8 protein-coding genes are annotated in these 12612 nt (G+C 66.1%); 3 read left to right on the top strand and 5 right to left on the bottom strand.

Going from position 1 to position 12612, the window contains the following annotated elements:
* The first annotated feature begins 11 nt into the window (after window positions 1-11).
* The 3 genes from ACFPPB_RS12780 (at window position 12) to ACFPPB_RS12790 (ending at window position 5400) form a co-directional block, all read left to right on the top strand.
* A complete protein-coding gene (locus ACFPPB_RS12780) occupies window positions 12-788 on the top strand; it encodes an RDD family protein (RefSeq protein WP_377327645.1) in 777 nt (258 codons plus the stop codon).
* 154 nt (window positions 789-942) lie between these two features.
* Window positions 943-3273 (top strand): Tex family protein, encoded by a 2331-nt coding sequence (locus ACFPPB_RS12785; protein WP_377327647.1) that lies wholly within the window; start codon window positions 943-945, stop codon window positions 3271-3273.
* Window positions 3274-3381: 108 nt separating this feature from the next.
* Window positions 3382-5400: an autotransporter outer membrane beta-barrel domain-containing protein gene (locus tag ACFPPB_RS12790; RefSeq protein WP_377327649.1), complete on the top strand. Its 2019-nt coding sequence runs from the start codon at window positions 3382-3384 to the stop codon at window positions 5398-5400.
* Between the two features lie 72 nt (window positions 5401-5472).
* Here ACFPPB_RS12790 and ACFPPB_RS12795 read toward each other — a convergent pair whose 3' ends face one another.
* The 5 genes from ACFPPB_RS12795 to ACFPPB_RS12815 all read right to left on the bottom strand — a co-directional run bounded on the left by ACFPPB_RS12795 (window position 5473) and on the right by ACFPPB_RS12815 (window position 12546).
* Window positions 5473-6354 carry a YbaY family lipoprotein gene (locus ACFPPB_RS12795; RefSeq protein WP_377327651.1) on the bottom strand — a complete coding sequence of 294 codons (882 nt, stop codon included), beginning with the start codon at window positions 6352-6354 and terminating at the stop codon, window positions 5473-5475.
* Window positions 6355-6546: 192 nt separating this feature from the next.
* Window positions 6547-7842, bottom strand: a complete 1296-nt coding sequence (gene purD / locus ACFPPB_RS12800) for a phosphoribosylamine--glycine ligase (protein WP_377327653.1) — start codon at window positions 7840-7842, stop codon at window positions 6547-6549.
* Between the two features lie 79 nt (window positions 7843-7921).
* Window positions 7922-9310 (bottom strand): AMP-binding protein, encoded by a 1389-nt coding sequence (locus ACFPPB_RS12805; RefSeq protein WP_377327655.1) that lies wholly within the window; start codon window positions 9308-9310, stop codon window positions 7922-7924.
* A 167-nt stretch (window positions 9311-9477) separates the two neighbouring features.
* Window positions 9478-10050: an L-threonylcarbamoyladenylate synthase type 1 TsaC gene (gene tsaC / locus ACFPPB_RS12810; RefSeq protein WP_377327657.1), complete on the bottom strand. Its 573-nt coding sequence runs from the start codon at window positions 10048-10050 to the stop codon at window positions 9478-9480.
* Window positions 10051-12546 (bottom strand): DNA topoisomerase I, encoded by a 2496-nt coding sequence (locus ACFPPB_RS12815; RefSeq protein WP_377327659.1) that lies wholly within the window; start codon window positions 12544-12546, stop codon window positions 10051-10053.
* Window positions 12547-12612: the final 66 nt, after the last annotated feature.

Here is a 12612-nt window from a genome sequence, read left to right on the forward strand (position 1 = left end):
GGGAGTGTGCAATGGAAATCTGGATCGGTCGCGACGGCGAACGACATGGCCCGTACAAGGAAGACGATGTGCGCCAATGGCTGCGCACGGGCCAGGTCAGCCCGAAGGATCTGGCCTGGTACGAGGGCCTGGCCGACTGGCAGCCGCTGTCGGTGCTGTTCCCCGACGAGATGTCGCGCAACGTGCCGCCGGGCAATCCCTACACCGCACCCGCGGCACCGTTGATGCCGCTGCCGCAAACCACGGCGCCCGCGCTGGAGGACTATGCCGGCTTCTGGAAACGCGTGGCAGCCTACATTCTCGACGCCATCATCTTGTACATCCCGAACACGCTCATCATGAAGGCCATGGGCAGCGACGCAGCCGAAGAGGCGATGCGGAAGACGATGCTGGCCGCACCCGGCGACCCGCACGCCATGATGGCCGCGTACGGACAGTTCTATTCGATGATGGGGACGACGATAGCGATCACCAGCGTCATAGCCTGGTTGTATTTCGCTCTCTGCGAGAGCTCGGCCTGGCAAGGCACCCTGGGCAAACTGGCGCTGGGCATTCGGGTCACCGACCTGCAAGGCGGGCGGATCAGCTTCCTGCGCGCACTGGGCCGTTATCCCGCCAAATTCCTCAGCAGCATGATCCTGTTCATCGGCTTCCTGATGGTCGCCTGGACAGAACGCAAGCAGGCCTTGCACGACATGGTCTGCGGCACCTTGGTGCTGAACGGCCGCGCCAGCGAATTCAGGGCGGACCGGACCTCGTCCGACAACAGCAAATCGTTCAGCGCCTGAGCGAAAGTTTTCCCGCACGGCGTCGCGGCCGGGCCGCGACGCCGTGTTTGTTTTCCGCGCCGCTGCTGCCGGTGCGGCAGGGCTGCTTGGTATCATCGCCGGCTTGATCTCTCTCTCCGGCACATCACGCCATTCCAGGAACCGACCGCAACCCATGCTCAGCATCGAACAACGCATCGCCAACGATATCGCCGCCAGAACCGAACAGGTGCGGGCAGCCGTGGATCTGCTCGATGGCGGCGCCACCGTGCCGTTCATCGCGCGCTACCGCAAGGAAGTCACCGGCGGCCTGGACGACACCCAGCTGCGCCTGCTGGAAGAGCGGCTGCACTATCTGCGCGAACTGGAAGATCGCCGCGCGGCGATCCTCGCCAGCGTGGAGGAACAGGGCAAGCTCGGCGATGCGCTGAAAAGCGAACTGCTCGCCGCCGACACCAAGGCACGGCTGGAAGACTTGTACCTGCCGTTCAAGCCGAAGCGCCGTACCAAGGCGCAGATCGCCCGCGAAGCCGGGCTCGAGCCGCTGGCGTTGGGCCTGCGCGACGATCCCGCGCTGTCGCCGGAAGCATTCGCCGAATCCTTCGTCGACGCGGAGAAAGGCGTGGCCGACGTACGTGCCGCGCTGGATGGCGCTCGCGCGATCCTGATGGAGTCGATCGCCGAGGACGCGCATCTGGTCGGCGAGCTGCGCGACTGGCTGTGGGCGCAGGGACAGATCCGCGCCAAACTGGTCGAAGGCAAGGAGAACGAGGGCGCGAAATTCCGCGACTACTTCGACCACGTCGAACCGATCGGCAGGATTCCCTCGCACCGGCTGCTGGCGCTGATGCGCGCGCGCAACGAGGGCGTGATCGAGCTTGAACTGGCCCCGGCTGCCGACAGCGAGCAAGGCCACACCGAAGGCGAAGGCCGCGTCGCCGCCCATGCCAACATCCACAACCGCGGCCGCGCCGCCGACGCGTGGCTGCGCGAAACCGTGCGGCTGACCTGGCGCGTGAAGCTGCATCTGCATCTCACCCTGGACCTGTTCGGCCGCGTGCGCGAAGGCGCCGAGGACGAGGCGATCCGCGTGTTCGGCGACAACCTGAAGGACTTGATGCTGGCCGCGCCGGCCGGTGCGAAGACGGTGATGGGACTCGATCCGGGCATCCGCACCGGCGTCAAAGTCGCCGTGGTCGATGCTACCGGCAAGCTGCTCGCCACCGACGTGATCTATCCGCACGAGCCACGCCGGCAATGGAATGAATCGCTGGTGCAACTGGGGAAACTGTGCAAGCAGCACGGCGTTGACCTGATCGCGATCGGCAACGGCACCGCCTCGCGCGAAACCGACAAGCTGGCCGGCGAGCTGATCAAGAAGCTTCCCGACGGCCATCTGTCGAAAGTGGTGGTCAGCGAAGCCGGCGCGTCGATCTACTCGGCGTCCGAGCTGGCGGCGAAGGAATTTCCCGAGCTGGATGTGACCTTGCGTGGCGCGATTTCGATCGCGCGCCGACTGCAGGATCCGCTGGCCGAACTGGTGAAGATCGAGCCGAAGGCGATCGGCGTGGGCCAGTACCAGCACGACGTCAACCAGATCAAGCTGGCGCGTGCGCTGGATGCGCGGGTCGAGGACTGTGTCAATGCGGTCGGCGTCGACGTGAACACCGCCTCCGCCGCACTGCTGGCGCGCGTGGCCGGTCTCAGCGCCAGCGTCGCCGAGAACGTGGTGAAGCACCGCGATGCGCACGGCCCGTTCCCCAACCGCAAGACGTTGCTGAAAGTGCCGCGGCTCGGCGACAAGGCATTCGAGCAGTGCGCCGGCTTTCTGCGCGTATCCGGCGGCGACAACCCGCTGGATGCCAGCTCGGTCCACCCGGAAGCGTATCCGGTGGTCGAACGGATCATCGCGCAGTGCGGCCGCGAGGTGCGCAACATCATCGGCGACAGCGGCTTCCTGCGCGGCCTCAAGCCCGAACAGTTCACCGATGAAAAGTTCGGCGTGCCGACCGTGCGCGACATCCTGAAGGAACTTGAGAAACCCGGCCGCGATCCGCGCCCGGAATTCGTGGCGCCGAGTTTTGCCGAGGGCGTCGAGGACGTGAAGGATCTCAGGCCCGGCATGATCCTGGAAGGCCGCGTCACCAACGTCGCCGCCTTCGGCGCGTTCGTCGACATCGGCGTGCATCAGGATGGCCTGGTGCACGTCTCCGCGCTGTCGCATACGTTCGTCAAGGATCCGCGCGACGCGGTGAAGGCCGGCGACATCGTCAAGGTCAAGGTGATGGAGGTCGACCTGCCGCGCCAGCGTATCGGCCTCAGCATGCGGCTCGACGACGAACCCGGGCAGGCGCGCGGTGGGCGGCCGTCGGCCGGTGGCGGCAATCCGGACGGCAAACGCGACGGCCGCAACGGTGGACGACCCGGCAACAGTGCACCGAAGCCCGCGCCGGCACCGGTCAACAGCGCCTTCGCCGATGCGCTGGCGCGCGCCGCCAAACGCTGACGCAATAACCTCGCGGAAGCGCGCTGCAATGCAGCATGCGCTTCCGTATGGGGTGCATTAACGTAACGCTCATATAACAAAGGCCATTCCGGCCCAGGAGTGTTATCCATGCTTCGCACCCGCCAGCTCGCCGGCGCCATCGCCGCCACGTTGATGTTCAGCAGCGCCGCTGCCGCCACCGACTTCAGCAAGGTCATCGTGTTTGGCGACAGCCTCAGCGACAACGGCAATATTTCGCTGGCCACGGCACCCGGCATCCAGCCGCCGCTTCGCTTCACCACCAATCCCGGCCACGTGGCGATCGAAAACGTGGTCAGCAAGCTTGGCCTGGCGCTCAGCCCATCGCTGGCGGGAGGCAGCGACTATGCCTGGGGCGGTGCCGGGGTACTCACCAACTCGCCCGGCACGCCAGCGGCGGTGCCGACCCTGACCGGTCAGGTCAACGCCTATCTCGCCGGCGGCGCGGTCGATGGCAACGCGCTGTACTCGATCTGGGGCGGCGCCAACGACATCTTCTACGCCGCCACCTCGGCTGGTGCCGCCGCCACGGCACAGCAGCTGATCAATCAGAACGTCGCGACGCAGATCGCTCAGTTGCAGGGCGCGGGATATACCGCTGCCCAGATCCAGGCGCTCACTCCGCAGATCACCCAGCAAGTGACGGCGGCGGTGACCCAGCAGGTGCAGGCAGCCGCCGGCGTCTCCTCCCTGATGACAGCCGCTCAGGCGCAGGCGGCCATCGGCGCCGCCGCGCAGCAGGAGGTCAAATTGATCGGCCAGCTGCAGGGCGCCGGAGTGAAGAACATTCTGGTCTTCAACCTGCCCAACATCGGACTGACACCGGAAGCCGCTGCGCAGGGCGCGTCCGCCGCCGCATCGCTGACCGGCCTCAGCCTGGTCTTCAATGGTCAGCTCAATGCCGGCCTGGGACAACTGGGCAAAGGCATCATCCCGATCAACGCCTATGGCCTGCTGTCCGAGGTGATCGCCAATCCCCACGCTTACGGTTTCACCAACGCCACCACGCCAGCTTGCGGCGCCGGCTCCAGCTCGGTGCAGTGCGGACCGCAGGGTTCGGGCCTGCCGTACACCTATGCGCCCGGCACGGATCAGAGCTATGTGTTTGCCGACGGCGTGCATCCCACCACCGCCGCGCACGCGCTGCTCGGCCAGTACGTAGTGTCCGTCCTGCAGGCGCCGGAACAGATTTCGCTGCTCGGCGAATCGGCGTTGTCGGCCGCCACCGCGCAAACCCGCGCCATCCGCAACCAGATGCTGGTGGACAGCGATGGCGGCGAAACCCGCACGTTCGTCAACATCGATTACGCGCGGCAGCGCTTCGACGCCAACAACGGCGCACCGAAGACCAGCAGCGACAACGTCAACTTCACCGTGGGCGTGGACGCCCACGCCGCCGACAATATCTCGGCCGGCATGGCGCTCGGAGTCGGCCAGAGCAATGCGAATGTTGCCGGCGGCGGTGGCTACAAGCTGCAGGACATCAGCGGGCTGGGCTACCTCACTTATCACGCCGGCGGCGCCTATGTCGGCGGTTACGCGGATTTCGGCCAGTCCAATTTCAAGAACATCAACCGCCGCATCGACCTCGGCAGCATGCGCCGCACCGAGAGCGGCAAGGCCGACGGCTCGCATCTGGGCGCCGGCCTCACCGGCGGTTGGTGGTTCGATGTCGGCAACCTGCGCACCGGACCGTTCGCCAATCTCGAATGGCAGACCGCCAAGGTCAACGGCTATAGCGAAAACGGCAACGACAGCAGCGCGATGTGGTTCGACCGGCAACAGCGCGACGCGCTGATCGGCACCCTGGGCTGGCGCCTGCAAGGTCATTGGCAGGTCGCCAACCTGGCCATGTCGCCGTACGCCGAACTGGCCTGGAACCATGACAGCAAGGCCGATCCGCGTGAAGTCGGCGCCGGTCTCAACAGCATGAACGGCACGTTCGCCCTGACCGGTTTCACGCCCGACAAGAGCTGGGGCAACGCCAATCTTGGCCTGTCCGCGCAGCTCACGCCCAGCATGACCAGCTGGATCGGCTACAGCGGCCGCTTCGGCGACAGCAGCCAGAAGTACAACAGCTTCAACATGGGCTTCCGCGTCAACCTCTGAGCGGGATTCGCAGCGACAAAAAAGCCGCCGGTGCAAACCGGCGGCTTTTTCATCTGCGGACGATCGGGCGGACTACTTGTTCTTGCCGCCGGTCGCCAGGCTGAGGATTTCCATGGCCTGCTGCTTCAGTTTCGCCGCCGCATCGTCGTCCAGCGTCTGCACGTCGCTGCCGACCTGATGCTGCTTCAGTACCAGCGTGCCGTCTTCGCTCCAGCCGGCACGGTCGATCGCGCTCGGCTTCCCGTCGCGGCTCGCCCTGGTCTCCTGCACGATCGCCCACGGCTTGCCGTCCTTGTAGGCGTAATCGGTGCTGGTGAAGCCCTTGTCGCCGTAATCGACCAGTTCGCGGATGAACTGCACCTGGCCAGCCTGGCGGAACAGCTGCCAGCCGCGCGAGGCGTTCGCTTCGAGTTTGGTGCCGTGACTGACCTTCATGGCGCCCAACTGCTTCTGCTCGGCAGTGAACGCGTCCATGATCTTCTCGCCGGGGGTCTGTTCCGCCACCAGCTCGATCGCCACGCCGTCATTCTTGCTGCCCTTGGCCAGCACCGGCGCCTGGATCGGCATGGTGTAGTGACGGTCGCCGTCGGTCAGCGTGGCCTGTATTACATACAAGTCGTTCGGCTTGACTTCGGCCGGATTGAAAGTGAGCTTGAACGGCTGCGGAAACGAGCCCGCCGGGGAAGTCTTGCTCGCCAAGGGCGCGGAGCCCACGGCGGTCGACGACACGTCGACCAGATTCAGCACCAGCTTGGCGTTGGGCGACGGCTGCACGGAACCGCTGCGCAACGAGATCGTGCCGCTCACCTCACTGACCGCCGTATTGGCCGCGGCAGCCGTATTTGCGGACGCGGGACCATCCGCAGCCGCCGGCTGTGCCGGAGTGGGGGCATTATTGCAACCAGCCAGAGCCAGCGCTGCAACCGACATGAGCGACAAAACTGTCTTGCGCATGGGAAAACCTCATCAACGTGAAAACAAGCACGAGGCCGTTCAGACGCCAGGGCGCCACGACTCTACGCGGGGGAAGCTCGAAGCATAGCCCAAAAATACCGACGCGGAAAAGTCAAGTCAGCTGATGGCCTACCATGCGCAGGCGTACGCGTTTCGGGCCGGAAATTGCGGCGGCCGCCGCATCGCCACAAATCAGCGGCGCCGCAAAGCCCGATGCGCGATGTCCCGCCGGCAGAACGCGCCCTCGTAGCGGATATGGCCGACTACAGCGTAGGCCTGTTCGCGGGCCGCGGCGATGTCCTTGCCCAGCGCGCACACGGTCAGCACACGCCCGCCGGCAGTGACCGCGCGGCCCTGGCCGTCAAGACGGGTGCCCGCATGGAACACTTTGACATCGGCGGCCGCTCCGTTATCGACCGGCGCATCGAGACCCTCGATCAGGTCGCCGCTACGCACCCGGCCCGGATAACCGCCGGCCGCCATCACCACGCCGATCGCCGGGCGCACGTCCCAGCGTGCCTTGGCATGCTCCAGCCGGCCATCGAGTGCGGCATCGATCAGTTCTACCAGATCGGACTTCAGGCGCAGCATGATCGGCTGGGTTTCCGGATCGCCGAAACGCACGTTGAATTCGATCACCTTCGGTGCGCCGCTCTTGTCGATCATCAGGCCGGCGTACAGAAAGCCGATGAACGGCGCACCCTCGGCCGCCATGCCGCGCAAGGTCGGCTCGATCACTTCGCGCAGGATGCGCTGTTCGACTTCGGGGGTGACCACCGGCGCCGGCGAATACGCGCCCATGCCGCCGGTGTTCGGCCCCAGATCGCCCTCGTCGCGGCGCTTGTGATCCTGGCTCGAAGCCATCGGCAGCGCGTGGCTGCCGTCGCTCATCACGATGTAGCTGGCTTCTTCGCCGTCCAGGAATTCCTCGATCACCACCCGTGCCGAGGCATCGCCGAAGCTGTGTGCGCCGAGCATGTCGTGCAGCGCCTGCTCCGCATCGGCCAGGGTCAGCGCGACCACCACGCCCTTGCCCGCGGCGAGACCGTCGGCCTTGATCACGATCGGTGCACCGTGCTGACGCACATAGGCCAGCGCCGGATTCAGGTCGGAGAACACGGCATAGTACGCGGTGGGAATGTTGTGCCGCTGCAGGAAATCCTTGGCGAACGCCTTGGAGCCTTCCAGCTGCGCCGCGATCGCGCGCGGCCCGAAGATGCGCAGGCCGGCGGCACGAAAGCGGTCGACCACGCCGGCCACCAGCGGCACTTCGGGACCGACCACGGTCAGCCCGATCTTCTCGCGCTTGGCCAGTTGCAGCAGGCCATCGAGATCGTCCATCGCGACATCGGCATTGCGCACACCCGGCTCGTGCGCGGTACCGGCATTGCCGGGTGCCACGATCACCTCGTCGACCTGCGACGACTGCCCGAGCTTCCACGCCAGCGCGTGTTCGCGACCGCCGCTGCCGATAACCAGAACCTTCATGCCTGCACTCCGAGAACCACTCATGCGCGACCGCGCAGTCGTGCATTGTAGCGGCTGCGACGGATCGCCCGCGCGGGGTTCAATCGTGGTGGTGCACCAGCTCCAGCAACGCCGCGCGCGGCAGCTTGCCGGTTTCGTTGCGGGGCAACGCGGAAACCAGCCGCAGCGGACGCGGCAGGAACAGCGGATCGATGGCCCGGCGCAACGCGTCGAGGATTGTGTGTTCGTCCAGTCCCGGCGCCACCGCCAGTGCCGCAATCCGGTGCACGCCAAGTGCATCGGCGGCATCGAGCTGGAACACCACGCCATCCTGTACGCCGGGGATCGCCAGCAGACGCCGGCTGAGATCGCTCAGCGAGGCGCGTTTGCCCGCGATCTCCAGCATGTCGGCATGCCTGCCGCGCAGACGGAAGCGACGGCCGCCGTCGGACAGGCTGACGATATCGGCCAGGGTGACCGGTGTGCCCAGCTGGGGCGCCTCGATGGCGGTACCGTCGGGCTGCGGATGCAGGACGACGTCGGCGTACAACGACCAGTCCTCGTCCACGGTGGGGCGGCGACTGGCGAACACGCAGGTTTCGGTGGAGCCGAATACCTCCAGCACGACGGTGCCGAAGCACCGCTCGGCGGCCGCGGCCAGTTCGAGCTGCAAGGGTGCGGTGGCCGAAACCACCGCGGCAACCGGCGGCAATGCGATGCCCGACTCGACCAGTGCCCGCAGGTGCACCGGTGTGGTCACCAGCAGCCGCGGTGGCGGTACCTCGGCCAGCGCCGCCGCCACATCGGCCGGGAAGAACGGCCGCCCGGCATGCACGCTGATCTCGCCCAGCAGCGGCAGCAGGACCGACATCTCCATGCCGTACATGTGCTGCGGCGGCACCGTGGCGACGATCTCGACATGCCCGCCGACGGCCGCCTGCAGCATGCCCAGGTTGCCGGCGTTGCTGGCGTGAAAGCTGCCCCAGGTTTTTTCGTTGGCGCTGGGCATGCCGGTGGAGCCGGAGGTGTAGCCGATCGCCACCACTTGCTCGGCCGGAATCATCGGCCAGCTCGTGTCGCCCTGGCTCGTACTGGTTTCGGGCGGCAATGCGACATCCAGCGACGGCATCAGCCGGTAACCCGGCGGTGCCGGATCGAGCGCCTGCTCACCTAGCGCGTAGCAGCCGGGATGTGCTGCCATCACTTCATCCACCGCCTGTGGCGCGCGCGACGACGGCAAAAGATTGGTCTGTCCGCGCAGCACGATCGCGCAGAACGCCACCAGGAACGCGTAGCGGTCCTCGCACAGGTTCACCGCGGCCGCCGCGGCGGGTAGGCCTGCAGCTACCGCGTGCACGTGCACCAGGAACTGCGCGGCGGTCACCGCCTCGCCGTGCCGCCGGACCAGCACCCGCGAGGGATCGGCAGCGCTCAGCAACGGCAGCCGTTGCGGCGCTTCGCGCTGGTAGATGTCGTAAACGATGGCCAAGCCGCACTCTCCCGGATGCTTCGATTGGTCGTGCTGCAGGAACAGCATCGCCCCGATCCATTGACGCCGACGTGAATGGCCGGCACTGTCGCGACGCAGCGTTTCACGGAGCCGCTGGTTGGCACCGCACTGTTCCGACATGGTTCCGGCGCGTCCCCTTCGACCGCTCAGGCGCGGATGATAGCGCCCGACAACGCATCACGGATCACGGTGGGATGGTTCCGGCCACCCAGCGGAGCGTCCAGCAGGCCGTCCAGCGCGTCCCCGAAATAATCCGCGACGGTCTGCGCCATGCGCGCCGGCGGTTGGCCATGCGGGTTCGCGCTGGTCGATACCAGCGCACCACCGAACGCGCGACAGAGCGCGGCGGCAGGTTCGTGCGCAGTGACCCGCAGCGCGATGCCGGCATGCGCGCCGGCGATCCATGACGGCACGTCCGCCGAGCGCGGGAAGATCCAGGTATGCGGGCCCGGCCAGCTCGCCCGCACCTGCCGCAGGACGCCGGGCGGCACCACGGCGAGCTCGATATAGCGTTCGACCTGGGCGAACTCGGCCGCGATCAGCAACACGCCTTGTGTGGATGGACGCTGCTTCAGAGCGAACAGGCGCTCGAACGCGACGCGGTCATGCGGATCGCAGCCGAGGCCGAACACGGCCTCGGTCGGATAAGCCAGCACGCCGCCACCGCGCAGCAGCTCGGCGGCAGCACCGGACTCGGCGAGAGTGAAGCGCCGCAGCACTCAGCTCTCGACTTTCTCTGCGGCGACTTTCTTCGTCGCCGCTTTCCTGGCGGCTGTTTTCTTGGTCGCGGTCTTGGTGGCGGATTTTTTCTTCGTCGCGGCCTTCTTGACGGCGGCCTTCTTCACCGCCGGCGCCGCCTTCTTGGCGGCAACCTTCTTGGTGGCGGTCTTCTTGGTAGCCTTGCCGAAGCGGCCCTTGCGCACCGGCGCGGCCGCGAGCAGCTCCAGACACTGCTGCTCGGTCAGCTCCTTCGGCTCCTGCTCCTTCGGAATACGCGCGTTCTTCTCGCCATCGGTGATGTACGCGCCGTAGCGACCGTTGAGTACCTGCACGCCGTTGCCGAAGTCGAGGATCAACCGGTTCGCCAGCATCTCGAGTTTCTCGGCCACGATCTGCAAGGCGCGCGGCAGCTCGATCGTGTACGGATCGTCCTCGGGCTTGAGCGAGGCATAGGTGCTGCCTTGCTTCACGAACGGGCCGAAGCGGCCGACGCCGACCATGACCTCGTCGCCGTTCTCCGCCTGGCCGAGCTGGCGCGGCAGCTTGAAAAGCTCCAGCGCCTCGGCCAGGGTGATCGTGTGCATGCTCTGGCCGGGACGCAGCGAGGCGAAAGTCGGCTTGTCCTCGTCGTCCTTGGTGCCGATCGCGGCATACGGTCCGAAGCGGCCAAGCCGCACCGACACCGGCTTGCCGGTTTTCGGATCGCTGCCGAGTTCGCGCGCGCCGGTGGCTTCGTTGCGATCGACCGACTCGGTCTTCTCATCCACCTGTTGTTTGAACGGCAGCCAGAAACGTTCCATCAGCGGGACCCAGGCTTCCTCGCCGCGGCTTACCGCATCGAGTTCGTCTTCCATCTTCGCGGTGAAGTCGTAATCGACGTAGCGGGTGAAATGCGCGGTGAGAAATTTGCTGACGGCGCGGCCGACGTCGCTGGGCTTGAAGCGGCGGTTGTCGAGCAGGACGTATTCGCGATTCTGCAGCACCTGGATGATGCTGGCGTAGGTCGACGGACGGCCGATGCCATGTTCCTCCAGCGCCTTGACCAGGCTGGCTTCGGAATAGCGCGGCGGTGGCTCGGTGAAATGCTGGTCGGCGGCGATCTCGTGCAGCGGCACCTGCTCGCCCACCGCCAGTCGCGGCAGGCGGCGGCCCTCGTCGTCGTCCTCGGCGCTCTTCTGGTCGCGGCCCTCTTCGTACACGGCAAGAAAGCCCGGATCGATCACGGTGGTGCCGCTGGCGCGGAACGAGGCGTCGCCGCCGGCCACGTCGCGCAGCGCAAATTCCACCGAAACGGTATTGAGTGTGGCGTGGATCATCTGGCAGGCGACGGTGCGCTTCCAGATCAATTCATACAGCTTGCGCTGGTCGTCGTTGAGGAATGCGGCAATCGTCTTTGGGGTGTACATCGCCGAGGTGGGGCGGATCGCCTCATGCGCTTCCTGCGCGTTCTTCGACTTGGTCTTGTAGACCTGCGGCGCATCCGGCAACGCATGGCCACCGAAATCGCGGGCGATCAGCTGGCGCAGCTCGGCCACCGCGTCATCGCCCAGCATGGTGGAGTCGGTACGCATATAGGTGATCAGGCCGACATTGCCCTCGTCGCCGAGCGCCACACCTTCATACAACCCCTGCGCCACCTTCATCGTGCGGCTGGTGGTGAAGCCGAGCTTGCGGGCGGCCTCCTGCTGCAGGGTCGAGGTGGTGAACGGTGCCGCGGGGCGGCGCTTGCGCTCCTTCGAGCCGACGTCGCTGACGGTGAGACGACCGCGGGCGGCCTGCTTCAGTGCGTTGCGGGCGGCCAGCGCATCGGCTTCGTTGGTGAGGTCGAACTGCTCGAACTTCTTGCCGTTGAGCTTGCTCAGACGCGCCGTGAAATCGCCATCGGCATGTTTCAGCTGGGCCTCGATGGTCCAGTATTCGCGGGCCTTGAAGGCCTCGATCTCATCCTCGCGCTCGACGATCATGCGCAGCGCCGGCGACTGCACGCGGCCGGCAGACAGGCCGCGCTGCACCTTGCGCCACAGCACCGGCGACAGGTTGAAGCCGACCAGATAATCCAGCGCGCGACGGGCCTGTTGCGCATCGACCAGATCATGCGACAGCTGGCGCGGCGACGCCACCGCCGCCTTGATCGCCTTCGGCGTGATCTCGGAGAACACCACGCGGTGCAACTGCTTGCCCTTGGTCAGGCCGCGCTCCTTCAGGATCTCGCTGATGTGCCAGCTGATCGCCTCGCCTTCGCGATCCAAGTCGGTCGCCAGATAGATGTCGTCGGCCAGCTTGGCTGCCTTGGCGATCGCGTCGACGTGCTTCTCGTTGCGCTCGATGATCTCGTAGACCATGGCGAAACCATGCTCGGTGTCGACCGCGCCCTCCTTCGGCTTCAGGTCACGCACGTGACCATAGGAGGCGAGGACCTGAAAGTCCTTGCCCAGGTATTTGTTGATCGTCTTGGCCTTGGCCGGTGATTCGACGATGAGCAGGTTTTTTGCCATGAAGCTGGATTTCCGCGAGTGAACCACCGGCGCTTCCGTGCCGGACATATATATATAGTTGAAACC

The organism is Rhodanobacter terrae, from assembly GCF_042657005.1.
Taxonomy (GTDB): domain Bacteria; phylum Pseudomonadota; class Gammaproteobacteria; order Xanthomonadales; family Rhodanobacteraceae; genus Rhodanobacter; species Rhodanobacter terrae.